Annotated in this window: 28 protein-coding genes; all 28 read right to left on the bottom strand. The window is 37.8% G+C overall.

From position 1 onward, the window contains the following. Positions 1-14: 14 nt before the first annotated feature. The gene (gene aroH / locus LZ480_RS04970) at positions 15-377 is read right to left on the bottom strand and encodes a chorismate mutase (RefSeq protein WP_241368269.1); all 363 of its coding nucleotides are present in this window, start codon (positions 375-377) and stop codon (positions 15-17) included. Continuing rightward, positions 374-1,465 carry a 3-dehydroquinate synthase gene (gene aroB, locus LZ480_RS04965; RefSeq protein WP_241368268.1) on the bottom strand — a complete coding sequence of 364 codons (1,092 nt, stop codon included), beginning with the start codon at positions 1,463-1,465 and terminating at the stop codon, positions 374-376. The genes aroH and aroB overlap by 4 nt, the downstream gene beginning before the upstream one ends. 1 nt (position 1,466) lies before the next feature. Next, a complete protein-coding gene (gene aroC / locus LZ480_RS04960; RefSeq protein WP_241368267.1) occupies positions 1,467-2,648 on the bottom strand; it encodes a chorismate synthase in 1,182 nt (393 codons plus the stop codon). Positions 2,649-2,922: 274 nt separating this feature from the next. Continuing rightward, on the bottom strand, positions 2,923-3,693 hold the full coding sequence (locus LZ480_RS04955; protein ID WP_241368266.1) for a CheR family methyltransferase: 771 nt from the start codon (positions 3,691-3,693) through the stop codon (positions 2,923-2,925). Positions 3,694-3,875: 182 nt separating this feature from the next. Beyond that, complete coding sequence (locus tag LZ480_RS04950) at positions 3,876-4,106, bottom strand: hypothetical protein (RefSeq protein WP_241368265.1); 231 nt, start codon at positions 4,104-4,106, stop codon at positions 3,876-3,878. Positions 4,107-4,136: 30 nt separating this feature from the next. Further along, positions 4,137-4,361, bottom strand: coding sequence for a hypothetical protein (locus LZ480_RS04945; RefSeq protein WP_241368264.1), 225 nt, complete (start codon positions 4,359-4,361; stop codon positions 4,137-4,139). 147 nt (positions 4,362-4,508) lie between these two features. Further along, positions 4,509-4,928 (bottom strand): nucleoside-diphosphate kinase, encoded by a 420-nt coding sequence (gene ndk, locus LZ480_RS04940; RefSeq protein WP_241368263.1) that lies wholly within the window; start codon positions 4,926-4,928, stop codon positions 4,509-4,511. Between the two features lie 115 nt (positions 4,929-5,043). Continuing rightward, positions 5,044-6,018, bottom strand: a complete 975-nt coding sequence (gene hepT / locus LZ480_RS04935) for a heptaprenyl diphosphate synthase component II (RefSeq protein ID WP_241368262.1) — start codon at positions 6,016-6,018, stop codon at positions 5,044-5,046. 22 nt (positions 6,019-6,040) lie between these two features. Next, entirely contained in the window at positions 6,041-6,742 is a 702-nt protein-coding gene (locus LZ480_RS04930; RefSeq protein ID WP_241368261.1) for a demethylmenaquinone methyltransferase, read from the bottom strand. 24 nt (positions 6,743-6,766) lie between these two features. Continuing rightward, entirely contained in the window at positions 6,767-7,510 is a 744-nt protein-coding gene (locus LZ480_RS04925) for a heptaprenyl diphosphate synthase component 1 (protein WP_241368260.1), read from the bottom strand. 53 nt (positions 7,511-7,563) lie between these two features. Beyond that, positions 7,564-7,779: a trp RNA-binding attenuation protein MtrB gene (gene mtrB, locus LZ480_RS04920; RefSeq protein ID WP_241368259.1), complete on the bottom strand. Its 216-nt coding sequence runs from the start codon at positions 7,777-7,779 to the stop codon at positions 7,564-7,566. Between the two features lie 142 nt (positions 7,780-7,921). After that, entirely contained in the window at positions 7,922-8,491 is a 570-nt protein-coding gene (folE, locus tag LZ480_RS04915) for a GTP cyclohydrolase I FolE (RefSeq protein ID WP_241368258.1), read from the bottom strand. Between the two features lie 296 nt (positions 8,492-8,787). Next, positions 8,788-9,060: an HU family DNA-binding protein gene (locus LZ480_RS04910; protein WP_241368257.1), complete on the bottom strand. Its 273-nt coding sequence runs from the start codon at positions 9,058-9,060 to the stop codon at positions 8,788-8,790. A gap of 372 nt (positions 9,061-9,432) precedes the next feature. Continuing rightward, a complete protein-coding gene (spoIVA, locus tag LZ480_RS04905; protein WP_332844019.1) occupies positions 9,433-10,899 on the bottom strand; it encodes a stage IV sporulation protein A in 1,467 nt (488 codons plus the stop codon). Between the two features lie 129 nt (positions 10,900-11,028). Further along, positions 11,029-11,748: a hypothetical protein gene (locus LZ480_RS04900; protein WP_241368256.1), complete on the bottom strand. Its 720-nt coding sequence runs from the start codon at positions 11,746-11,748 to the stop codon at positions 11,029-11,031. Positions 11,749-11,764: 16 nt separating this feature from the next. Then, the gene (locus LZ480_RS04895) at positions 11,765-12,031 is read right to left on the bottom strand and encodes a DUF2768 domain-containing protein (protein WP_241368255.1); all 267 of its coding nucleotides are present in this window, start codon (positions 12,029-12,031) and stop codon (positions 11,765-11,767) included. 273 nt (positions 12,032-12,304) lie between these two features. Beyond that, complete coding sequence (locus tag LZ480_RS04890; protein ID WP_241368254.1) at positions 12,305-13,318, bottom strand: NAD(P)H-dependent glycerol-3-phosphate dehydrogenase; 1,014 nt, start codon at positions 13,316-13,318, stop codon at positions 12,305-12,307. A gap of 285 nt (positions 13,319-13,603) precedes the next feature. Further along, positions 13,604-14,914: a ribosome biogenesis GTPase Der gene (der, locus tag LZ480_RS04885; protein ID WP_241368253.1), complete on the bottom strand. Its 1,311-nt coding sequence runs from the start codon at positions 14,912-14,914 to the stop codon at positions 13,604-13,606. A 247-nt stretch (positions 14,915-15,161) separates the two neighbouring features. Beyond that, positions 15,162-16,307 (bottom strand): 30S ribosomal protein S1, encoded by a 1,146-nt coding sequence (gene rpsA / locus LZ480_RS04880; RefSeq protein ID WP_241368252.1) that lies wholly within the window; start codon positions 16,305-16,307, stop codon positions 15,162-15,164. 120 nt (positions 16,308-16,427) lie between these two features. Next, positions 16,428-17,099, bottom strand: coding sequence for a (d)CMP kinase (gene cmk, locus LZ480_RS04875; RefSeq protein WP_241368251.1), 672 nt, complete (start codon positions 17,097-17,099; stop codon positions 16,428-16,430). Positions 17,100-17,222: 123 nt separating this feature from the next. Then, positions 17,223-17,876, bottom strand: coding sequence for a flagellar brake protein (locus tag LZ480_RS04870; protein ID WP_241368250.1), 654 nt, complete (start codon positions 17,874-17,876; stop codon positions 17,223-17,225). A gap of 90 nt (positions 17,877-17,966) precedes the next feature. After that, positions 17,967-19,247, bottom strand: coding sequence for a PepSY1/2 domain-containing protein (locus tag LZ480_RS04865; RefSeq protein ID WP_241368249.1), 1,281 nt, complete (start codon positions 19,245-19,247; stop codon positions 17,967-17,969). Between the two features lie 12 nt (positions 19,248-19,259). Then, positions 19,260-20,015: a spore cortex-lytic enzyme gene (gene sleB / locus LZ480_RS04860; RefSeq protein ID WP_241368662.1), complete on the bottom strand. Its 756-nt coding sequence runs from the start codon at positions 20,013-20,015 to the stop codon at positions 19,260-19,262. 203 nt (positions 20,016-20,218) lie between these two features. Then, positions 20,219-20,887, bottom strand: coding sequence for a glutamic-type intramembrane protease PrsW (gene prsW, locus LZ480_RS04855; RefSeq protein ID WP_241368248.1), 669 nt, complete (start codon positions 20,885-20,887; stop codon positions 20,219-20,221). 141 nt (positions 20,888-21,028) lie between these two features. After that, entirely contained in the window at positions 21,029-21,994 is a 966-nt protein-coding gene (locus LZ480_RS04850; RefSeq protein WP_241368247.1) for an asparaginase, read from the bottom strand. 12 nt (positions 21,995-22,006) lie between these two features. Further along, positions 22,007-22,972 carry a YpdA family putative bacillithiol disulfide reductase gene (locus tag LZ480_RS04845; RefSeq protein WP_241368246.1) on the bottom strand — a complete coding sequence of 322 codons (966 nt, stop codon included), beginning with the start codon at positions 22,970-22,972 and terminating at the stop codon, positions 22,007-22,009. Between the two features lie 43 nt (positions 22,973-23,015). After that, complete coding sequence (locus tag LZ480_RS04840) at positions 23,016-23,783, bottom strand: metallophosphoesterase (protein ID WP_241368245.1); 768 nt, start codon at positions 23,781-23,783, stop codon at positions 23,016-23,018. Positions 23,784-23,875: 92 nt separating this feature from the next. After that, positions 23,876-24,532 carry a LysM peptidoglycan-binding domain-containing protein gene (locus LZ480_RS04835; protein ID WP_241368244.1) on the bottom strand — a complete coding sequence of 219 codons (657 nt, stop codon included), beginning with the start codon at positions 24,530-24,532 and terminating at the stop codon, positions 23,876-23,878. Positions 24,533-24,557: the final 25 nt, after the last annotated feature.

The raw sequence follows: 24,557 nt of genomic DNA, 5'->3' as shown, positions 1-24,557 counted from the left end.
CTCCTCTAACTAACCTATTTCACTAAATCTGGTCGTAGTTTCACAGCATCTTCTAAATATACATGAAGGATGTCTTTTTGCGCTGTTTCAGTATTTACATGTAATAATACACGAATACATAATGGAAGCGCACCTGGTACATCCATTTCGTGCATGCACATAATCGGTACATACTGCCAGCCTTCCATCGTACGTACTGACTTTGCAGGGAAAGCTGAATGAATATCTGGGGTAGTTGAAATCGTTACCGATGCAATATCTTCAGGTGCGATATTATTTCTTTGAGCGACCTCTTTGACAAGTCTTACTGTTTCGTCCCAAACATATTCCGCTTTGTCTTCTGGAATTGTAATCGCACCGCGTACTCCTCGAATCATGCTTGCACCTCCACTAGTAACTGTCTAAATTGCTCATCTATTTCTTTGCATTCCATAAGTTCTACTTTTTGTACAAATGGCTTGCCAATTGTTTCTAATAACACAAACTGTAATTGTCCGTAATCTGCTTTTTTGTCTTTCATTAAGTATTCTGTTAGCTGCTCAAATGTAAAGTCATGTACCGCTGCAAATGGATAGCCATTTTCCTCAGCAAAATGTAAGAAACGCTTCGTAAACGCATGATTGATTTTGCCGTATCGCTCACTTAATAATAAGCAATATACTAAACCTATCATCACCGCTTCACCATGTGCTACGCGGCCATAACCAGCAGCTGCTTCAATCGCATGCCCGTATGTATGGCCTAAATTTAAAAACTTACGCACAGATTGTTCGGTTTCATCTTGCTCAACGATATTTGCTTTTACCTGCACGCCATGTGCTAAATAATTTGCCATTAGTTCTTCAGGAAGCTCTGTTACATACTCCCCTTCAAGCAGTTCCTCTACCCATTGCGCATCAGAAATTAATGCATGCTTAATTACTTCTGCCATACCCGAACGCACTTCTTTTTCACTTAACGTTAGCAAAAAGTTCGTATCATAAACAACGGCTACTGGCTGATAAAACGCGCCGATCATATTTTTCCCAAGTACGTGATTGATAGCTGTTTTACCACCAACTGCAGAGTCATGCGCTAAAATGGTAGTTGGTACTTGAATGAACGGAATCCCGCGCATATACGTCGCAGCGACAAAGCCAGCTAAATCACCAACTGCACCTCCACCAAAGGCAATAACCAGTGATTTACGTGTACATTTCTGTTCTAATAAAAACGTTTGAACGGCGTTGTAATTATCAAATGTTTTGCAAGTTTCGCCGGCTGGCATAACCATCACTTGAAACGCATGTGGGAAATTCGCTTCAAAATAATCTTGCTGCGCTGCCCATACGTTTTCGTCTGTTAATACAATTACTTTGTCTGCCTTTGCGAACACATCATGTAAAGACTTGACTGCTTCGTTTAATATGCCTTTCCCAATCGTAACAGCATAAGAATGGGATGCAGCACGAACTGGAATTCTCATATTAATACTCCTTCGTGTACGCACGCATTGCGTCTAGTTGCGCCTTTAATTTCGGTAATTGATCACTGTGGAACTGTTCAACAATGGCATTGGCGATTTCCCAGGCAATAACATGCTCTGCCACAATTGATGCTGCTGGAACTGCACAGCTATCTGAACGCTCTACACTCGCTTTAAACGGTTCTTTTGTTTCGATATCTACACTTTGTAATGGTTTATATAGTGTAGGGATTGGTTTCATAACGCCGCGCACGATGATCGGCATACCTGTTGTCATACCACCTTCTAAACCACCTAAGCGATTTGTTGCACGCGTATAACCATTTTCTTCATCCCATAAAATTTCATCATGAACTTCCGAACCTTTTTTTCGTGCCATTTCAAAGCCAATTCCAAATTCCACACCTTTGAATGCGTTAATGCTTAACATGGCTGCGGCAAGCTTTGCATCTAATTTGCGGTCGTAATGGACGTACGAACCGATACCAGCTGGTAAACCTTCTACAATTACTTCTACAACGCCACCGATAGAGTCGCCTGCTTTTTTTGCATCGTCAATCGCTTCTACCATTTTTGCTGAAGCCTCTTGGTCCACACAATAGCACGGATCTTCTTCTACAATTGCACGAATTTCATCTGCTGATTTGCCTTCTAAAAGTGCCTGATCCGCTTTAATGCCAACAATTTCTGTTACATGCGCAACAATTGAGATACCTAACTCATTTAATAATGTTTTGGCAACCGAACCAACTGCTACACGTACCGTTGTTTCACGCGCGCTTGAACGCTCTAGTACATTACGTAAATCTCGGTGTCCATACTTCATGCCACCAACTAAGTCGGCATGTCCTGGACGTGGGCGTGAAATTTGACGCTTGATTTCGTTTGGATCGATGTCTTCTGGAAGCTCCTCAGCTCCCATAATTTTTGTCCAGTGTTTCCAATCATCATTTGTTACAACTATTGCCACTGGGGAACCTAGCGTTTTCCCGTGGCGTACACCTGACACGATTTCTACTGTATCTGTTTCAATTTGCATCCGTCGTCCACGGCCATGTCCTCCTTGGCGACGTTTTAAATCATAATTAATCTTCTCTGCAGTAACTGGTAAAAGTGAGGGCAACCCCTCAATAATTGTCGTTAATTGTGGTCCATGTGACTCACCTGCTGTTAAATAACGCATAAAACACTTTCTCCCTTCAACTCGCTAAAGTATGTATTTTTCACTATAACATATTTTATTTGAAATAGCAGTAGCCTTTCCATAAATACGTTTACTGTTTTAGAATATTCTGAACGTTTAACTTAAAAAATAATGCATGGAAAAGCAAATCATTGAATTATTATTGACTTAAAACAAAAATACGCCTTTCGTGATTGTACGAAAAGCGCATTAATTTGAGCCTCAAAATTCAATTTGACGTTCTGCTTTCACGACATACAAAATAAAATAACGGTTATTTTTTTCGATAAAAGAATGTGTCTTCTACTTCAAAGCCATAGCGTGCTGGATTGAAAATTTGCTCCGTAGAACCTACGAATAAAATCCCACCAGGACGTAGCGCTTTACTAAAGTTTTCATAAATTTGATCTTTCGCTTCTTCTGTAAAGTATATCATGACATTACGACAAACGATTAAATCAAAATTCGATTCGTAGTTATCTTTTAATAAATTATGTTTTTTAAATGTAACTGTGCGTTTAATTTCATCTTTTACTTTATAAAATTGGCCTTCCTTTTCGAAGTACTTGGCTTGTACATCTTTTGGAACCTCTGCTAATGAACGCTCCGGATAAAGACCCAGCTTAGCCTTTTGAATCACATTCTCATCTAAATCTGTTGCTAATATACCTACTTGAGATAATGGTATATGATGTGATAACACCATCGCTAAACTATATGGCTCTTCACCTGTTGAACAAGCAGCACTCCAAATTTTAGGACGCTTATTCGTCTGTAGGAGCATAGGGAAAATTTTATTCTGCAACACTTCCCAGCGCTTGCCATTACGATAAAACTCAGATACGTTAATTGTCATACGGTCTAAAAACTCATTCATTAAATCACGATCTTTTTCTAACGCATTTAAAAATTCAACAAAGTTTTTAAAGCCTTTCTTTTCATAAAGCGAAGTTAATCGGCGTTTCATTTGCGCTTCCTTATAAAGAGCTAAATCAATGCCCGTTTTACGCTTAATGCCATCTATAAATTGTTCATAATCTGACATTGTTTCATCTTTCCCCTCATACTATCGTAAGCCTATTATAGCCGATTATCCCAAATTCTGAAATAGGGATTGCATATATTAACTTGATTCATCCCCCGGTGGATGTCACAGACTTTTTTGTGGTATTTTTTTAAGCGCACTTGAAAAAAATCTGGACTCAATTTCGCCAAGGCGTGATTGATTTAATCCTTACGAGTTTCGAGTAGAAGTTGTTTCGAATGTTCGAGCTCTAATCGCATTTTTTCTGTTTCTAGTTGATAGCCTTCCATACGAATTTGCTCAAGTTGCGTTTCCGTTTCCAGCATTTTGATTTGTAGCTTTAAACTAGATCTTTTATGCGCAGTCAAAATAGCAGTTAAAGCAATTAATGCACCTGAACCAAAAATTATAGACAAAATAATAATAGCTTCCATAAGTAGTAATACACTCCCCTATCCATTGCTTTACTTTTCTAAACTATTATATGGTTGTTTCGTTTCTAACAACTGCTGCTTTGTATAATCTAATTCTAGCTTCATCTTCTCTGTCTCTTTATCAAAATTTTCTAGACGTAGTTTCTCTAATTGGATTTCCTTGTCTAATCGCTTGAGTTCTATTTTTTTATTTTTAGTATATGTATCTGTTAAAATTCCAACAACCGCGATTACCATAATCATTACCCATAACATGTACTATTCTCTCCTTTACTACTAGATACGTTATATATCAAAATTAGTTCAATTATTCAGATATATTATAGCATTATTTGAGATTATTCGTTGCAATAAATAAGAAAAAAGCCACCACTTAAAGTGATAGCTTTTGAATAGGTTAGATTATTCAGCTAAACCTTCTGGGAACCATAAACCGATTTCGCGTTCAGCAGACGCTAAAGAGTCAGAACCGTGGATTACGTTGTGAGATAAAGTTACAGCGTAGTCACCGCGGATTGTACCTGGGTTTGAATCTTCAGGTTTAGTTGCACCCATCATGATACGAGCTAATTGGATTACGTTTTCGCCTTCCCAAACCATACCAAATACTGGTCCAGAAGTGATGAAGTCTACTAATTCACCGAAGAATGGACGTTCAGCATGCTCAGCATAGTGTGCTTCAGCTAATTCACGAGAAGCTACCATTAATTTTGCTCCACGTAATTCGAAACCACGACGTTCAAAGCGGTCTACGATATCTCCAACTACTTGACGTTCAACGCCATCAGGTTTAACCATTAAAAAAGTTTTTTCGATTGCCATTATTAAACACTCCTTAAATTTGAGTAAAAGGTTTTACACCTACCGATAAATATTACCAAAACCGCACTCAAACTGCAACAAATATTAGAGTAATACCGAAATTTGCTCAAATATTTTACGATTTTCTTTTACCCATATAAAGCGCGATATCACGTAGTTTTTTCTTCATTGGATGATTTGGTAATGCCTCTACTTCTCTTAATGCTTTTTGTAAGTAAAGGTTACTAATTTTCGTTGCCTCTTTTATAGCAGTCGATTTACGAACAAGTGCTAGCATTTCTAACCGCTCCTGTTCAGTTAATCCATGTGATGCTACCTTTTCTAAGTATGGAGCCAACATTGGATCATCCTTCATTAATAGAATCGGTAATGTTACATTTCCCTGTAGCAAGTCGCTTCCAGCAGGCTTCCCTAATTGCTTGTCGGTTGCAGTGAAATCTAAAATATCGTCAACAATTTGGAAACTCATGCCTACAAAATAGCCGTAGCGTTTTAAGTGACGAATTGTTTTTTCATCAGCTCCACTAACCACTGCTCCTAGCTCGCAACTTGATTCTATTAATAACGCTGTTTTACGCTTAATGCGACGGAAATAATCTTTCAAATGTTGATCTAAACGAAACTTATCCTCGATTTGAATAACCTCTCCATTTACTAACTCTACCATCGTTTCTGCTAAAATCCGATGCACACGTGGATCTTCAATATCTGTAACGTATTGCAATGCTTTACCGAAAATAAAGTTACCTGTATACATCGCAACACGGTTATTATACTGAGACTTCACTGTTTCACGTCCACGACGCATATCTGAATCATCAATGACATCATCATGCACTAATGAACCCATATGAATCAATTCTAATGGTACGGCGATATTTTTCATTCGCTCAATATTATAGTCGCCAAACTTTGCACTTAGTAACACAAATACAGGGCGAATACGCTTTCCGCCGCCTTGTAGTAAATAAATAGAGGCATTATTCAATATGTGTGAAGATGAATTCAACGCTTGTTCTAATTCGTTTTCGATGATTTCTATATCTGATTTAATATCCGCATATAGCATTTTTAGTTTCATCTTTTCCACGCGTCAAAACCTACTCCCACTATTATTTCTTTTTAAAGCCCATATGCATAGCAGCTGCCCCACCGCTATATGGTTTATACGTCACACTTTGTAAGCCCGCTTCTTTAAACATTTGCGCTAGCTTTTTCATACCTGGAAAATCATTTGCTGATTCTTGTAACCAAGAATACTCCTTATAGCTTTTGGCAAATAGCTTTCCGAAAATCGGCATAATGTATTTAAAGTAAAAACGGAATAACTGACGATATCCTGGAATTTCAGATTGCGATGTTTCTAAACATACAACCATGCCACCTGGTTTTACGACACGATTCATTTCGCGTAATACTTGCAAATAATCTGGTACATTTCGTAAGCCAAAACCGATTGTTACATAATCAAATGTATTATCCTCAAATGGTAATTCCATCGCATTACCATGAATAAGCTCCACGTTTTTCATATTGGCCGTTTTTTCTTTTCCGACCTTTAACATGTTTTCACTGAAATCTAGTCCCTTTACCGTACCTTCTTCGCCAACTGCTTTTGCTAGGGCGATTGTCCAGTCAGCAGTACCACAGCATATGTCTAAGCATTTAGAACCCTTTTTTACGTCCATACGCTTCATCGTATCATCACGCCAGCCAATATGCATTTGGAAACTAATTACGGAGTTCATTTTATCGTAGCTGTCTGAAATATTTTCAAACACTTCATGAACTCGCTGTTCTTTCGATTTTCCCATTTTTTCAAAACCTTCCTTGTATCACTATATCGCAATCAGTTGCGCGATTGTCTGCTTAAGCTCTTCATCAATTTTTGTATTGTTTAGCAGTTCTTGCAATTGCTCATTACGCTGCTGTATTTGCTGTTGTAACGCCTCAATTAAAGCATCGCGTGAAAACGCTTGCCCATCTAGCAAAAATGCTTTATACAAAAAGCCAGATTGCCCTTGTTGCAACGTATTCAACTCTTTTTGTAATCGAATGACTGTTAACGATTGTTTCATGAGCTCAATATATGTTGTAAAGTTGTATACTACATAAAATTGCTCGATCAATTTACTTTCAATCACGGTCAGGCTGTCAATCCAATCTTCTAATGTGTGAGACTGCTCGTAAATACGGACTTGATGCTCACAACGCTCTACGATACCCTGCGAAAGTTTTTGAATCAATGCGATATTACCTGTGTGAGCTAATATTTGATAATAACGTCCACTATAATAATCACCCGAAAGGACGGTTAGTTGCTGCTGTTTGCTTGTACTCTCGGTTTCTTTTACATTTTCATGCTCTAATAGCGATGCATGTACAACCCCTACAGCAACCGCACTTTTCATTTGCTCATCATTCATTGGCGTTTCGTTTAGAAATGGAAATTGAATGAAAAATAGTTGCTCTTGTTGCAATGTAGGTTGTCCAACATTTTGTAGTAATGCTCTATGATGAACATGCTGTAAAATATTTGATTGTAACGTGTTGATGGCTTGTGTAATAGATGTTGCACTCATAGAAATTACTCCATTTCACTGTTTTCAAGCTTCAAATACTAAATCGTATCTGATTATTTTTTACTTTGTACGACACCATGTACTGAATGAATTTTTGCTTTACCGCGAATTTTCATCGCTGACGTATGCTCTGTAAATTGCGCAATCATCACTTCACCTGCGTCTAATTTTTCAGAATGGTGAAACTTAGTATCTGTGCCACGAGTTAAACCAATTACATGTACGCCATCTTCTTCAGCTTCGATAATAATATAATCTGGTTGTGCCATTGTTTCGTTCTCCCCACATCTCGAATTCTTTTTCTAGTGGATAAAAAATATTAATTTTTATTGATTCCACATAAGATTAGACATCATTTTACACTATTTTGTGCGAAACGTGTTTTTCTTATCATACCATATATTAATTTAATTAATTCATTTGAATGAACGTAATAACTTCATTACGTTTTACATCGTCTGTTTCATACAAACCACGTGCAACAGCTGTTACTGTTTTAGCACCGGGTTTTTTTAGTCCACGCATCGTCATACACATATGCTCTGCTTCTACAACAACATATACACCTTTTGGATCAAGCATTTCCATAATTGTATCGGCTACAGTAGAAGTGATACGCTCTTGTAATTGAGGGCGGCGTGCAACAGACTCCACACAGCGACCTAGCTTACTTAACCCTGCTACTTTACCGTCTTTTGGAATATACGCCACATGTGCCTTTCCGTAAAACGGAACTAAATGATGCTCGCACATTGAATGGAATGCGATATCTTTTACTAAGACAAATTCTTCATGGTCTTCATGAAATACAGTGCTAAAAAATTCTCGCGGGTCTTCGTTCAAACCACTAAACATTTCTGCATACATCTTTGAAACACGTTTTGGCGTATCTAGTAACCCTTCACGATCAACATCTTCACCAACTGCTTCTAAAATCATTTTTACTGCTTCTTCAATCTTCTTTAAATCGACATTTGTCATGAAAAAAGTTCCTCCTACAAACCAAAACGTTTTATGTATTATTGAATATGAAAACTTACATTTCTATTCCGTGTTTATTTATTTATTAACTTTAAACATACCCTTGAATCGTAGCACATATGGCGCTTAAGTTCAAAACAGTTCTTCTATTTTTATCATAGTTACTATAGAAAAATGCTTTACGTACAAAATATTTCTACAATTCTATATTTATTTTCGGTTATTTCTGCTGCATACGAAAAAAGAGTAGTCCTCAAGTAAACTGAGGACTACTCTATGTAACTCTAGAGGCTGAATTATTTTACAGCGTCTTTAAGTGCTTTACCTGGCTTGAAAGCAGGTACTTTTGAAGCAGCGATTTCGATTTCTAAACCAGTTTGTGGGTTACGACCTTTGCGAGCCGCACGTTCACGTACTTCGAAGTTACCAAAACCGATTAATTGTACTTTGTCACCCTTTGCAAGAGCATCTTGAATTGTATCAAATACAGCTTCAACTGCTTTAGAAGCATCTTTTTTAGAAAGACCTGCAGCTTCAGCAACAGAGTTTACTAATTCTGTTTTATTCACACCATTCACCTCCTCTCAAAGGGTCATGAATCAAATCCTGTAAAAAGAGTAACACACTGAAAACCGCTACGCAACTGAATTCATTCATGTTTTACTGATAAATTAACTTTTTTTACATAAAAACATAAATTACAGGACAAATCACCTAGAAAGTGAGCTATCCTGTACATGTATTACTATTCTCTTTATACCCTATTTTTATTCATTGCGCCTCGGCGTAATTGCGTTCAGATTTTTAAGCGTAGGGTCACAGTACGTGAATCAGTCAGCCTTTATCACAGGATGTGATGTTTTTAGGCTGACCTCCTCTTAAAAACTCCTCTAAAAATCTATAACATCCGCCAGAGGCAATAATTATTTTGCTAAAACACGTTAGATGATAAACGTAATCAAGCCGCGTTCACCTTCATTAATCATTCGTTCAAGCATTAAACGCATACGATTTTTAGCATGTTCTGGTACGCCTTTCATCTTATAGCGAATACTTTCTGTCAGCACCTCATGTAATGGCGTTCCAAATAATTGCGTTTGCCAAAGCGCATTTCGGTCATATGAATACGCATGCTGTAAATCCTTCAGCAAATGCTGGCTATGAAATTCCGAACCAATTAATGGTGCAAACTCAGCTTCCATGTCGATTCGAATAATGTGGTAAGACGGCGCAACGGCTTTCATACGCACGCCATAAAAATTATTTTGAGAAATCAGTTCTGGCTCACTCGGATCAAATTCATCCATCATTGGTAATGTCACACCGTAGCCACTACCCTTAGCTTCTTCAATCGCATTGCGGAAACGCTGCTGCGCACTTTTAGCTTCTGAAGCTTCTTTAATAAATAACAGCCAATCCTTTTTTGAATCTACTGGTTTTTCAAGCCATTGCTTACATACGTCCTTATAAATGTCATTGTAGAGCGTTACACGTAAAGTCGCAACACCTAACCCAGGATCAATTGACTCCACTGAACAGCTTTCGACAAAATCAATTTGTTGTAAAATCGCACTTGCTTCTTCAACATCACGAATTTTCATAAAATCATCTTGCAGCTGAGCACTTGCAAAAGAAAGTGTTTCATTAATTTCGTGTTCGTTATCAAGCACATCTAACCAATCTGGCTTTTCTACTTGTATTTCTTTAACTGGAAATTCAAATAGCGCTTCTTCAAGGACATGCATAATATCCTCTAATTGCATATTTGTAATAGATGTCGCAATAACCGGTACTTCATACTTCTCCGCTAATTGATTGCGGATCGTTTGTGCTTCCATACTATTTGGCGTGTTACTATTTAAAACAATGACAAACGGCTTGCCAATATCCGTTAGCTGCCCGATAATTTCTTCTTCGGCTTTTTGAGCAGCCGCGCGACTCATGCCATTTACTGTACCGTCTGCAGTAATTACAATACCGATATTTGCATGATCTCTAATTACTTTGTCCGTACCAATTTTGGCCGCTTCTTGAAACGCGATTGCTTCATTATGCCATGGTGTTTGGACATATTTTGGACCTGACTCATCTTCATAACCTTTCGCACCGTCAATAACATACCCTACACAATCTACAAGTCGCACACGCATTGGAATTGCACTTTGTCCAAATGTAACCGTTGTTCCCTGTGCAGGAACAAATTTCGGCTCAGACGTCATAATAACCGGCCCCGGCGAACTTTGAGGTAATTCATCCATTGCGCGCATCCGGTCTTCTGCATTATCAATATTCGGTAATATAACATTCTCCATTACCTTTTTCACAAATGTCGACTTCCCTACTCGAACAGGTCCCACTACCCCAATATACAAATCACCGTTTGTCCGTTGTGCCAACTGTTGGAAAATTTGTTCGCTAATTGCACTGCCTCCTCTTTAAGCGAAATCAAAAACTGCAAAAATGCTCACTAACACCATATGAATTAAACGTCCATACTATGAAAAAAATCCCGCACGTACAGTGCGAGATTTTACAAATTATTTTTTGAGAGGATCATAGACAATAATCGGCTCATTATTTTCATCCACTGTATATGGTAATGAATATGCCGGCACTACTGGGAAATTATCTACCAATAGCTCACGAATGTCATCACCAGGCTTCGCAGTTAGATTATTATCTTTCATATAATTATATAAATCGATGGAATAATCGACATAAATATCCCCTTCTACTGTTACGATAAATGGCAATTGGTTGTTTGAATAGGGACTATTTACCGTTTTCTCTTCTTCAAAACCAATGTTCTCATAATTGATCGTGTATACATGCTCTTGCACCTTATCTTTAAACTGCGGATACTCGGCTGCATGGAAACGAATATTAATCTCACGCATGCGCTCTGGTGTACGTAAATCCACTAATTTGACGGTCGGATTGTTCTCCGCATCCCAAATCATATATTGAAAAATACCGCCTTTTTCATAGGAATTCGCTGGAGGAGAACCAATATATTTGGGCACGAGCTTATCAAAATCAATTAAGTATTTAATGAAAATATCTGTATCTTCATCTCGCGTTTTTATCGGTAACACGCCCGTATCCTTTTGATATTCTTCAACTGCACGTTGTACACCCGCAAGCATATCAATATCAGGACGCAAACTCGACTGATCAAAATTTGCCGGTGAGCCACAACCTGCTAGCAATACTACAACAAATGATAAAACAACAAAACATTTCGATAACTTTTTCATATGTATCCCTCTTTCATTAGTTTGGCCATGTTAATATGACAAGCACCATTAATAATGTTCCGATAAAAAACATAACATACGCGACTAATTTCAAAAGAAAAGATAATAAAGCATTATGTACCCATTTACGAACGGCCGAAATTATTAATAACGAAACAAGCAATAAGCCGATTGAATAAAACGAGACCCACATGACATCAAGTGCGTGCATACTTGCTAATGGACCACGTGCTGATGCTAATACATATACCGATGGACTCATTTGCATAAGATGTTGCAACATTAAAACCGCCTTCCTGTTAATTTCACATTTATCCCTCACTAAGGTCCACTTCAAAACAGGACAATTTAGCGAGCGTTCCACTGTCCTTAAAAGCCCGATTGGTGAAGTCTAATGCTCGGTTGGATAAGGAAAATACCCACCTAGCAAATTTTCACTCTATCCCGCAAATAATTATAGCCTTTTTAGGCAAAAAAATACAGGAAGCACCTAATGTTACCTCCCGATTTGTGACAAATTATTAAATTTTTCACGTTCATTACAAGCTATTATGAATTAGCTCATTTCGTCGATTTCTCTTTTTTTCGTACGAACCATTAATGAATCGACTAATGCTTTTGGTTCCATGTCTTTAAATAAAACATCGTAAAGTGCAGAGGTAATCGGCATAGATACCTCGTATTTCATAGCTAATTGATGCGCTGCTTTAGTAGTACGCACGCCTTCAACTACCATACCCATTTCTTCGAGCACTTGGTCAAGCTTCATACCTTTACCTAACATATTTCCTGCACGCCAGTTACGTGAGTGCACACTTGTACAAGTAACGATTAAGTCTCCCATACCTGTAAGTCCAGCAAACGTAAACGGATTACCACCCATTTTGACACCAAGACGTGTAATTTCCGCTAATCCACGTGTAATTAATGCGGCTTTCGCGTTGTCACCAAAGTCCAAGCCATCTGTCATCCCTGCAGCTAACGCAATAACGTTTTTCAATGCGCCCCCTATTTCTACACCTACAACATCATCGTTTGTGTATACTCGGAAATATTGGCTCATAAATAAGTCTTGCACTTTTTCGGCAGCCGCTAAGTTTTTGCATGCCGCTGTTACAGTCGTCGGATGCTGTAATACTACCTCTTCGGCATGTGATGGTCCTGATAAAACAACGATATCACTTACCGCATGTGCCGCTAAGCTTTCTTCCATTAATTCTGAAATACGCATTAATGAATCTGGTTCGATTCCTTTAGATACATGTACAAATAGCGCTTGCTGCTCTAAATATTGCGAAATATTACCACAAACTTCACGAATCCCCTTAGTAGGTACTGCCATTACAATTGTCGAGCCATGTTGAGCCGCTACCTGTAAATCACTTGTTGCGCTTAATGATTCCGGCAATACGGTATTTGGCAAATATTTTTTGTTTGTATGCATCGTATTAATTTCATTTGCCTGATCTTCACGATGCGACCAAATTAACGTATTATGGCCATTTTCAGCTAATACAATTGCCAGTGCAGTTCCCCAAGAGCCTGCCCCTAAAACTACTACATTTTCCATTTTAAAACCCCCAATTTCACTCAAAGTTTTATTTTCAGTTATCTTTAAGTCAAATTTCATTATGAAAGAAAAGGGAATGTCCGAGAAGTAATTCCGGGACATTCCCTTTGCTCCTAGGTTGGAGGCCAGCACGATGCTGGTCACGAATGCGTTGTCACACGAAGTGACGTTTCTAGCATTCGATCAACTTTTCTGACCACCCTAGAAGCACCGTCTCCAACGGATTATTAATACATGTGATGGGCACTTTCCGAAAGGTAAACACTTTTTGGAAGGTCCCATTTATTAATCACGAGCACGTGTAATTAAACGAATTGGTGTTCCTTCGAAATCGAATGTTTCACGAATTCGGTTTTCTAAGAAGCGCTCATATGAGAAGTGCATCATTTCTGGTTCATTTACGAATACAACAAATGTCGGTGGTTTAATTGCCACTTGCGTTGCGTAGTAAATACGTAAACGACGACCTTTATCTGTTGGCGCCGGGTTACGTGCTACAGAGTCTTCGATTACTTCATTTAAGATTGATGATTGAATACGCATTGCGTGGTTTTCACTTACACGTTTAATGATTGGTAAGATGTTACGTACACGCTGTTTTGTTTTCGCTGATACGAATACGATTGGTGCATAATCTAAGAATAAGAAATGCTCACGAATTTGTTCTGTGAACAGGTTCATCGTTTTTTCATCTTTTTCAATCGCATCCCATTTGTTTACAACAATCACAATCGCTTTACCCGCTTCATGCGCATAACCCGCGATTTTTTTGTCCTGTTCTTGAATACCTTCATCAGCGTTCAGAACAACTAAAACAACGTCAGAGCGTTCAATGGCACGTAATGCACGTAATACTGAATATTTTTCAGTCGTCTCATATACTTTACCTTTTTTACGCATACCTGCTGTATCAATGATCACATAATCTTGTCCATCAAATGAATACGGTGAGTCAATTGCATCACGCGTTGTTCCTTGAATTTCACTTACGATTACTCGATCTTCACCAAGGAATGCGTTTACTAACGAAGATTTACCAACATTTGGACGACCGATTAATGAGAATTTAATCGTATCTTCATCATATTGCTCTTCATCTTGGTAAGGGAAATGTTTCGCACATTCGTCTAATAAATCCCCTAAACCTAAACCGTGTGAACCTGAAATTGGCCAAGGCTCACCGAAACCTAATGAATAGAAATCATAAATCATATGACGCATATCTGGGTTATCGACTTTATTGATAGCTAAAACAACCGGTTTTTTCGTTTTATATAAAATTCTTGCTACTTGTTCATCCGCTGCCGTTACGCCTTCACGACCATTTGTCATGAAAATAATTACGTCTGCTTCATCAATAGCGATCTCTGCTTGTTGACGAATTTGCTCTAAAAATGGCTCGTCCCCAATTTCAATCCCGCCTGTATCAATAATGTTGAATTCATGTGCTAGCCAATCAGCCGAACTATAAATACGGTCACGTGTTACACCTGGAATATCTTCCACGATGGATACACGCTCGCCGACGATTCGGTTAAAAATTGTCGACTTTCCTACGTTCGGACGTCCTACGATGGCGATTACTGGTTTTGTCATCTGTACTTCATCCTTCCAAACTCTATCTTCTTGTATTATACACGAATTTATCTATTATATCATTTTTTCACACTATTCGAAATGCATTTGGTTTTGAAACAAATGGGCACTTGTCCGCGTAATATTTCTCGTAGCAATTTGTGGTGTACCGCATAACTGAATTGTAGTCTAGTTTCTCATCCATAAAAAAATACAACCTCCCTCTAATGCGAGAAAGGTTGTGTGATTATTTCATTATTAGACTCTTTTATTTTTTATTAAAGCCTTTTAATTGGTCCCCAATAACATCACTAAATGAGAAGCCCGTGTTTTCTTCCGGTAACTCGTAATCGAAGTCTTCTTCACTTTCAGGTGCTTCTTGTAGCGCTTTAATGCTTAACGCTAAGCGTTTTTCTGCTTCGTTTACTTCAAGTACCTTTACTTCTACCACTTGGCCATCTTTTAATGCCTCATGTGGTGTGTTAATGTGCTTATGCGCAATTTGTGAAATGTGTACAAGACCTTCAACACCTGGAAATACTTCAACGAATGCTCCAAATGTCACTATGCGCTTTACCGTACCTGAAATAACCGAGCCTTTTGCAGCTTTTTGTTCGATTTCTGTCCATGGTCCCGGTAGCGTATCTTTAATCGACAGCGAAATACGCTCGTTTGCAGGATCAACTGAAAGAACCTTCACTTTTACCGCTTGCCCCTCAGAAAGTACAGTGGAAACATTATCTACGTGCTCATGTGCCACTTGTGAAATATGGACTAATCCATCTACGCCACCTAAATCGATGAATGCACCGAAGTTTGCTAGACGTTGAACTGTCCCTTCTAAAACGTCGCCTTCTTTAATAGTATCTATCACTTGCTGCTTTTTCGAAGCTTTTTGTTGTTCTACTACAGCACGATGCGATAAAATTAAACGACCTTTTTCCTTATCTAATTCAGTAATCTTAAAGCTTAATGTTTTTCCTTTGTAATCATCAAAGTTTTCAACAAAATAATCTTCAACAAGTGAAGCTGGAACGAAGCCGCGCACGCCTAAATCTACAACTAGCCCGCCTTTTACAACATCTTTTACTTCTGCATCGAAAACTTCACCAGATTGAAATTTCACTTCCAGCTGATCCCACGCTTGAATCGCGTCGACTTTTCGCTTCGATAACACAAAATTTCCTTCTTCAACTTTTGTAATCATTAAATCCAGTTGTTCGCCAACTGAGATTAAATCAGAAGCTTTTTCAATGTGTAAGCTTGAAAGTTCGCTAATCGGTATAATTCCGTCGAAAGGTGCTCCTTCAATTGAAACCGTTACTGACTTCTCATCTACTTGCTCAGCAACACCTTTTACAATATCTCCTTCTTGAAACAGCTGGTTTGACCCTAAATTCATTTCCTCAGACATATGTAACCCTCCTTCGCATATTCCACTTTTTATTTTATTCGAAAAGTTCTACAAAAACAAAAAATATCCCTTTATTTTCAGAAATTTCATGTTCCTGTGTTGGATTGACCTAAAAAAATCTTACATTTTTGCTTGCGCTAACTTTAAAATTTCTTGTGCAGCTTCATCAATTGATAAATTCGTTGTGTCTAAAAATAATGCATCTTCTGCTTGGATTAATGGAGAAGCCTCACGTTCACTATCCAGCTTATCACGTAATGCTATTTCCTGTTGTAACAATTCAATTGTCGACTCAATTCCACGACGTTCATTGTCTAGGAAACGACGACGCGCACGTTCTTCAACGGTAGCTGACATGAAAATTTTAAGCTCTGCATCTTTTAACACATGTGTTGCAATATCTCGGCCATCCATAACAACGCCGCCATTTGCTGCTAATTTTTGCTGCATAGCAACTAATATTTCACGAATATTCGCATGTGCTGCAACTTCAGAAACATTTGAAGTTACATCATTTGAACGAATTGCCTGCGAAACGTCTTCACCATCTACAAACACTAATTGCCCTTGTTCTGAAGGTTGTAATGCGATTGTTGTATGATTTAGCATTGTTTCGATTGCTTGTGCGTCATGTAATTGTATGTTTTCGTTCAATGCTTTATACGTTACCGCTCGATACATTGCCCCTGTGTCAATATACGTAAATTGAAGTGCTTCTGCTACAATTTTTGCAATTGTGCTTTTCCCTGCCCCTGCTGGACCATCAATTGCAATTTGAATTTTTTTTGCCATAAATTAATCCCTACTTTCAGTTGATATTGTAACATAATAGGAAATAGATATTCGATTTTTACGTTCTATTTCATGAAAAAACGCACTTTGAAAATAGAACTTCAAAGTGCGTTTTCAGATTTTTTATAGCTCATTTAATTCTTTTTTACGAATCAATACTTGGCGTTCAAAACTGAATCGGACAATATGCTGCTTATCCACGTCATCGGTATCAGTAAAGCGGATTGAAGCAATTTGAAAGCCATCACGTTCAAAAATTCGGACAATGACCGCCTCCGTTTCGACATAGCGAATATCACCATTTGTAAATGGCAATACGACTAATGCTTGAACTTCGTCGCCTTCATTGAAATCAACTGGTGTTTTAAGATGAATCGCTATCCCACCAGCACTAATATCTTCGGCGACAAATTGATATTTACGCCCTTTAAAATCAATCGCAACATCGACTGGTGTTTCAACACGAACATATTCACGACGTTGAATTTTAAGAAAGTCCTCCTTAGGTGGGCACGAAAGCATAATCATATGCACATTACCAGCTCTACGCCCTAAGACTTCTGTATTAAAAGAATAACTTTCTTTTGTTTCTGTATTAAATAAAACTCGAAATTGTGCGCCATCAATTAAGAAAGCCGTCTTTTTTGTTTCAACATTAATTGGATAATCAATAAAAATGATGTTATCTTTTGTTTCTACAACGCGACAACGAAATTTTTCAACACGTTCAGTATATGTTGGTTCCAATGTAAGTTGAGTTCCAATTTTCAGCTCCATTTGCCCCTCCCCGTCTGTAACATAATAAATGCTATTATCTCATGGGATTAGGATTTTAGCCATAGAATACAAATGGTTTTTTCAATATTCTTAATGGACTTTTTCAATTTTTATTACATCATGTGTTTCGGTGTCTATAACAATTCGATATGTGTCATTTTGATCAGTTTTCGAACGTGCAATGACTTCATAGCATTTTCGAAGATCAAGTGTTGCATTCGTCGTATAGATTTTCTTCGTTTCTTCGACTACTACATTATCTGCAAAGAAGGCATCCCATTTTATTGGAATCTCACCTTGAGTTGGGATCTTTTCTTCCTGAATATACTCCATTGCGTTCACACCAAATATTTCACCCGTATCTTTTGCAACCTTTACTTGAATGCTATCTGGATAAACAAGTGAATTATCTTCTAGCGTACGTGTAAAAACAAAGTGCCATGCTTCATGATTTTCACGAGACTCACTTAATGTGACATCACTGTAGCCAACATTCTGCATAAAGTTTTGCGCAGTATTTAATATTTCTTCATGTGATTTCCGTTCTTTTGAGACAGGGCGTTCCATTAAAAAAGATAGTAAATGACCGCCTTTCTCGGTGATATCCGCATATCCAATCCGTGAACCACGCACAAATTGAATGTGATAGAACGGATAAGGGGCATCGTCCTTACTTTTCGAGATGGTCACAATCGCATCATCAATATTAGGGAAATATTTTTTAAACGTTTCAACAGCTTGATCTTTTGTAATTTTTTGTTCCTTCAAATGCTGTAAGTCTCGCTTTTTTTCATAATCTGACTCACTTGCAGTTAGAGGAAAATCTGTTTCATTATATGATTTCAATTGCTTGGAAGCATTAACGAATGGAGAGTCACTAAGTGCTAGGGTTTGATTGTTCGTCCATTTTTGCATATCTCCATCATTATTATAAAAAGCAACGGTCGCAATATTCCATTCCTCTGCAAATGCATGCAAATTCGATGCGACTGTCGTCATTTTTTGTTGCCAATCCTCGTATGTGCCTTTACTCGTCGCTTGCTTGGCACTATCACCTATTTTCCCTAAATAACGCATCCATTCATTTTGAACGTCTGGTTGCAAAGGGAGATTCGCTACAGATTTTCGAAGATCACTGCTCAGACGCCAAATCGAATCGAGTTCCGTTGCTAATGTTTTTTCGTCTTGAAACAGTAGCGATTGCTCAACAGCTGTATGAAGCAGTGATAATTTTTCAGTAGCTGCCGAGAAATCACGAGATTGCGCCGCATATACTGCACGCTCTAACTGTTTATTTTGATTGTAAAAATCAACTGCAACAAAGGCTAAAATAACGACAAACAATCCTAATAAGTATGTTAAATTTTTCATATTCTCTCCTATTTACACGCAAAAGATATGCTCGCCTATTTGTTTTATTTGTTGCCTTGTCCAAATCCATTTACTCGTTGCTGTTTTCGGATTGAAGTAATACAGTGCGTTTTCTGACGGATCCCAGCCATTAATCGCATCTAATACCGCTTGTTTGGCACGCTCATTTGGTGTTAGCCATATTTGCCCGTCTGCTACTGCTGTAAACGCTAACGGCTGAAAAATAATTTCAGAAATCGTATCTGGGAATTCAGGTGACTCTAAGCGATTTAATATAACTGCTGCAACAGCTACTTGACCCTCATATGGCTCACCACGCGCCTCACCATATACCGCATTCGCCAATATTTGCAATTCTTGCTCCGTATATCCAGGAGGTAGCTGCATCGATGTCGTAGAATTCGAACCACCACCACCGCCACCACCTTTTACTTGCTGATCTAGAGGGATGCCACCGTAATACGTAAAACGGTTTCCTAACCGTATTTGCTTTTTCACATATTCCTCATCATAATCAGAATTGTTTGCAAGTTTTTTCTTTGTTGCCTGTCCTGCAATTCCATCAATCGGCAATCCGTACTGCTCTTGGAAATTACGTAGCGCCCAGTACGTACCATAACCAAACTTGCCATCTAGCTCGCCATGGTAAAATCCGATATATTGCAATCTCGCCTGCAATTCGATAACATCATCTCCAAATGCGCCGCGCTGAATTTCTTGATTTGTAAATGCCAAGCTCGTTGGTGCAAACACTACAACGAAAAGCATGCCTAATAACGCAATCTTTTTCACATCGTCCACTCCTTTTTTACATAGGATGGAAAAAAAATCTTAGATTATACATACTCAAAAACCGCAAAGCGAAATTGCATTTAGAAGTGAGCTATCTGAAGTTCTTATTATTTCCTATTCAACAAAAAAGAGGCTATGTGAGAAATTTCCTTCACATAACCTCTTAGCTATTATTATTGTTAAAATTTTTTCGACAAATGTTCAATTAAATGTTCGTGCGCTAATTTTACTTTACGTAATGCAAACCACCATAAAAATAACATGAACGGCAACATTGCATAAATAAAACTACCCTCTAGCATTAAAATTGAATTATACATGATATGTAAGCCCAATGGTGCAAACAATGCGAGAAAAATAAATTTCTTTTGAATTTCATCGCTCGAAAATTTTCCCTTCCCATAATAATAACCCATCACCACACCAAATAACGCATGGCTCGAAACAGGAAGCATTGCCCGCATAAATGCTTGGTCTAAACCAAATGACAATAAATAAATAACATTTTCCACCGTAGCAAATCCAAGTGAAACAGCCGCCCCAAATAAAATACCATCATAGGGATCATCAAATTCTACATGGCGTAAAATTACCGCAAAAATAACAAGCCACTTCACCAATTCCTCTAATATACTCGTAAAAATGACATTAATAAAAAACGGATTACTAAACGTTTGCTCTTCTTTTATTACAAATTGTATGAACAACACAGGAAATGTAATTATCGCGCCAAAGATAAAAGCATGCAGGAGCGCTCGTCTTGGTTCGGTATCCATTTGGTTACGTAAATAAAAAAAACTTAACAGAGCCAGACCCGGCGCAATCGCTGCAGATAAGATTATGAACATGTCGCCGGCTCCTTTCCTCAAAAATCAACTATTATAATTATAACACTATTTAGTTCAGCGAGGGAAAATGTGGTCATATTTTATCACTTCATTTATGTAAAAAAAACTCGGCTACGTTGAACTGTATGCCGAGTTTTTTCATTAATGCATAAATGAATCAAAGTTTGAGTTGCCGTTTGCTAGCATCAATAATAACTTTAAGCGAGCTTTTTTCGGATCGAAATCTCCGCCCATTACAACACCCTTATCTTTTAAATTGTTGGCACTACTATAGTAGTCATATGTCGGGAATACACGTCCTTCTTCTGTCGACGTTGTGAGCACGACTTTCGTACCCTTTTGACATAGCTTTTCAATCGCACTTGTCATATCTGGAGTAATTTGTCCACGCCCTGCCCCAACAAGGACAATCCCTTCTACTTCTGCATTATATAAAGCATCTAACATTATTGAGCTTGCCCCTAAATACGCAAGTACGATTTCAACTTTTGGATAATTTTCTTGAATCGTATATGCCTCTTTATGCGTAGGCTTTTGATAAATAATGACTTCATCATTATCTATAAAACCAAGCATTCCATAACCAATCGCCCCAAAGCCATTAATGCTTGAAGAATGAACCTTTTTCACATATTTAGAATGAATAATTTTTTCATTAAAGACAACACATGTTCCGATATTCTTCGCTTCATCACTAGTGGCTACTAATAATGAGTTACGCAAGTTCGAATAAACATCTGTACCAATATCGCCAGGTGCCTTTTGAGACCCTGTCACAATAATCGGGCGCTCATCATCAATCGTTAACTCCAAAAAATAAGCTGTTTCTTCTAAGCTATCTGTACCATGTGTAATAACAATACCACTCACTGTTTTATCTTGAAATAATTTTTGAATTGTTTCATTTAAATGATTTAAATTTTCAAAAGTCATATGCATTGATGGAATTTGAAACAAATCGATAAGTTCAATATCGATTTCATTTTCAAGCTGACACATCGCTAAAATCGCATTGCCATCCAGCTTGCCTGACTCTAATTTGTTTTTATCATTGCGAGTACTTGCAATCGTTCCACCTGTCGTAATTAATGCCACTTTTTTCTTCAAAGTATTCACCTCTTATTTCATTTGCTGTGCAATTTTTTGGGCAATCATGCCGCCATGGAAGCGACCGTTTTCAATAAATATTTCATTCGCATTATTTCCTGCTGCAATTACGCCTGCAATATATAAATTTTCAACATTTGTTTCCATCGTGTCTAAATCAAAAGTAGGGCGTCCTGTTTCATCGTCGATTTCAACTCCCATTGCACGAATAAAGCTATGGTCCGGATGATAACCCGTCATGGCAAACACCGTATCGTTTGCAATCATTTGTTCATTGCCTTCAATTTCTAATACAACCTCGTGTTCACGGATTTCTTTAACAATTGTGTTAAACTGCATCGAAATTTCTCCGTCACGCACAAGACCTAAAAATTCGGGTAATACCCATGGCTTAATGCTTGATGAATATTCTTCTCCGCGGTACACCACCGTTACATGTGCACCAGCCTTATTTAACTCTAATGCTGCATCAATCGCAGAATTTTTACCACCAATAACTAATACGTTTAAATCGAAAAACTCATGTGCCTCTTTGAAATAATGATGCACTTTCGGTAGAGTTTCACCTACAATATTTAAATAATTCGGGTGATCATAATAGCCGGTTGCAATAACTACATACGGCGTTTCATACGTTTCTTTATCTGTTCTTACAGTAAATGTTTGCCCTTGTTTTTCAACATGATTCACCATTTCAAAACGATTTACTCGAATTTTTTTCGACTTTACCACTTCACGATAATACACTAGGGCTTGGTTTCGTTTTGGTTTACGCTGTTCAATAATAAAAGGCACATCACCTATAGCTAGCTTTTCACTTGTACTAAAAAACGTTTGATGCGTCGGGTAATTGTAAATCGCATTGACGACATTCCCTTTTTCTATCACAATTGGTGTTAAACCAATATTTTGTAGTTCAATCGCAGCAGCTAAACCACAAGGGCCCCCACCTACTATGATTGCATCTACCTTTTGCATACTAACATCTCCTTAAAATTGTTCCATACATCTTATTATACTGCTAATTTACGGTAAACGTTTTATTTTGCTCGAATATTATTTTAATCACATGACACTCTGGTTTCGCTCCTAATCGAATTGGAAATAATGACGTGCCATAACCATTGCTAACAAGCTCAAAATAGCGTCCTTGTTGTTTAAAATAGCCATGTGGTTGTATGCTCCAACCAAAAATACGAATTTGCCCGCCATGTAAATGTCCTCCAATGCTAAGCAGTGGCTTGTAATGCTTGTGTACACTTGTAAAAAGTTCAGGATTATGTGCAATAAACGCTGTTTTGTTTAAATCGCAAGAACGCAATGCTTCTTTTACTTGTTCCAAATTCGGGCTAAACGTTACCCCACATATAGAAAAGTTTTGATCTTTCCCTATTTTCACCGCTTCGTTCTCAAGGACTGTAACTTCATGTTGTAAAAATAATGCCTGTAGTTTTTGTGCATCAAATTCTATATCATTATTGCCCCATACAAAATAAATGGGACCAAGTGTTTTTAATAGTTGAATATTTTCCAGTAGTGTTTGTTTCGTTGTGCGACGGTCAACAAAATCGCCACCTATAATTACTGCATCTACCTGTCCTTTAATATTCTGTATCATTTTGTCATTGATTTTTCGTGCATGCGTGTCTGAAATAAAAAAGAGTTGCACTGGCTCACCAGTACCTACAGCTGTTACTTCATGTATTCGAACATTATTTTCATTGGCCTGTTTCCACATCTGCAACATGATTACAGTGAAAGCGAGCACAATAATGGTGATAACAACCATATATCATCAACCTCCAATCAAAAGAAAAAGACGAGCGTTTGTCACGTTTCGTCTTTTGCTATTCCTCTATACAGCTATAAATAATGAACACTTTACGGAATTATTACTAATACTTGCCCTGTTGAAATACTATCCGTTGTTAAATTATTTGCCGATTTAATTTTTTCGATATTAGCCGGGCTTCCATCACCATAATATTTTATGGCGATTCGGTATAAATTATCCGTAGATTGAACGGTATGCGTTTTTTGCTGTACTTTTGCTGCATCTTCTGCTTTTTTCTTAACTTCTAGCGCTTTTGCTTTTTGGGCTGCAATTTTTTGAGCCTCTTCCGCTTTTTTCGCTTCTTCAGCCGCTAAACGCTCTTTTTCTTGCTCGGCTTTTTTGTCAGTATCTGTTGATTTATCTTTATTATCATCAGCTTTTTCTTCGTCACCTTTGTCATCAGCCGTATCCTTTGTTGAATCCTCGTTCTGTTTTACAATTTCTAAGACAACATTATCTTTATTTTCTTCCACAGTTTCAGCTTCTGATGCACTTGGCTCATAAAATAACCATACATAACCTAAGATGCTCAATGGAATAAAAATTAAGACAACAACTAAAAGTGTCATAATTGGATTCGATTGTTTTTTCTTATCTTTTTTCTGATGACGGCTAGTACGTGACAATTTAGCACCAGACTCATTATGTAAGTCGATCTCTTGACGATGCTCCTCTACCTTCTCACGGTAATCTTCTTTTGTCATGGTCTCTCAACCCTCCAACTACTAA

Source organism: Solibacillus palustris, from assembly GCF_022549215.1.
In the GTDB taxonomy this organism is placed as follows: domain Bacteria; phylum Bacillota; class Bacilli; order Bacillales_A; family Planococcaceae; genus Solibacillus; species Solibacillus daqui.
Note: the sequence above shows the minus strand (reverse complement) of the source record. Positions and strands in the feature narration are given on the sequence as shown.

Excerpts from the sequence above, each read along its gene's own strand:
- aroH (WP_241368269.1), bottom strand. The coding sequence starts at position 377 with ATGATTCGAGGAGTACGCGGTGCGATTACAATTCCAGAAGACAAAGCG.
- aroB (WP_241368268.1), bottom strand. The coding sequence starts at position 1,465 with ATGAGAATTCCAGTTCGTGCTGCATCCCATTCTTATGCTGTTACGATT.
- aroC (WP_241368267.1), bottom strand. The coding sequence starts at position 2,648 with ATGCGTTATTTAACAGCAGGTGAGTCACATGGACCACAATTAACGACA.
- LZ480_RS04955 (WP_241368266.1), bottom strand. The coding sequence starts at position 3,693 with ATGTCAGATTATGAACAATTTATAGATGGCATTAAGCGTAAAACGGGC.
- LZ480_RS04950 (WP_241368265.1), bottom strand. The coding sequence starts at position 4,106 with ATGGAAGCTATTATTATTTTGTCTATAATTTTTGGTTCAGGTGCATTA.
- LZ480_RS04945 (WP_241368264.1), bottom strand. The coding sequence starts at position 4,361 with ATGTTATGGGTAATGATTATGGTAATCGCGGTTGTTGGAATTTTAACA.
- ndk (WP_241368263.1), bottom strand. The coding sequence starts at position 4,928 with ATGGCAATCGAAAAAACTTTTTTAATGGTTAAACCTGATGGCGTTGAA.
- LZ480_RS04930 (WP_241368261.1), bottom strand. The coding sequence starts at position 6,742 with ATGGGAAAATCGAAAGAACAGCGAGTTCATGAAGTGTTTGAAAATATT.
- LZ480_RS04925 (WP_241368260.1), bottom strand. The coding sequence starts at position 7,510 with ATGAGTGCAACATCTATTACACAAGCCATCAACACGTTACAATCAAAT.
- mtrB (WP_241368259.1), bottom strand. The coding sequence starts at position 7,779 with ATGGCACAACCAGATTATATTATTATCGAAGCTGAAGAAGATGGCGTA.
- folE (WP_241368258.1), bottom strand. The coding sequence starts at position 8,491 with ATGACAAATGTCGATTTAAAGAAGATTGAAGAAGCAGTAAAAATGATT.
- LZ480_RS04900 (WP_241368256.1), bottom strand. The coding sequence starts at position 11,748 with ATGAAAAAGTTATCGAAATGTTTTGTTGTTTTATCATTTGTTGTAGTA.
- LZ480_RS04895 (WP_241368255.1), bottom strand. The coding sequence starts at position 12,031 with ATGTTGCAACATCTTATGCAAATGAGTCCATCGGTATATGTATTAGCA.
- LZ480_RS04890 (WP_241368254.1), bottom strand. The coding sequence starts at position 13,318 with ATGGAAAATGTAGTAGTTTTAGGGGCAGGCTCTTGGGGAACTGCACTG.
- der (WP_241368253.1), bottom strand. The coding sequence starts at position 14,914 with ATGACAAAACCAGTAATCGCCATCGTAGGACGTCCGAACGTAGGAAAG.
- rpsA (WP_241368252.1), bottom strand. The coding sequence starts at position 16,307 with ATGTCTGAGGAAATGAATTTAGGGTCAAACCAGCTGTTTCAAGAAGGA.
- cmk (WP_241368251.1), bottom strand. The coding sequence starts at position 17,099 with ATGGCAAAAAAAATTCAAATTGCAATTGATGGTCCAGCAGGGGCAGGG.
- LZ480_RS04870 (WP_241368250.1), bottom strand. The coding sequence starts at position 17,876 with ATGGAGCTGAAAATTGGAACTCAACTTACATTGGAACCAACATATACT.
- LZ480_RS04865 (WP_241368249.1), bottom strand. The coding sequence starts at position 19,247 with ATGAAAAATTTAACATACTTATTAGGATTGTTTGTCGTTATTTTAGCC.
- sleB (WP_241368662.1), bottom strand. The coding sequence starts at position 20,015 with ATGCTTTTCGTTGTAGTGTTTGCACCAACGAGCTTGGCATTTACAAAT.
- prsW (WP_241368248.1), bottom strand. The coding sequence starts at position 20,887 with ATGTTCATAATCTTATCTGCAGCGATTGCGCCGGGTCTGGCTCTGTTA.
- LZ480_RS04845 (WP_241368246.1), bottom strand. The coding sequence starts at position 22,972 with ATGCAAAAGGTAGATGCAATCATAGTAGGTGGGGGCCCTTGTGGTTTA.
- LZ480_RS04840 (WP_241368245.1), bottom strand. The coding sequence starts at position 23,783 with ATGGTTGTTATCACCATTATTGTGCTCGCTTTCACTGTAATCATGTTG.
- LZ480_RS04835 (WP_241368244.1), bottom strand. The coding sequence starts at position 24,532 with ATGACAAAAGAAGATTACCGTGAGAAGGTAGAGGAGCATCGTCAAGAG.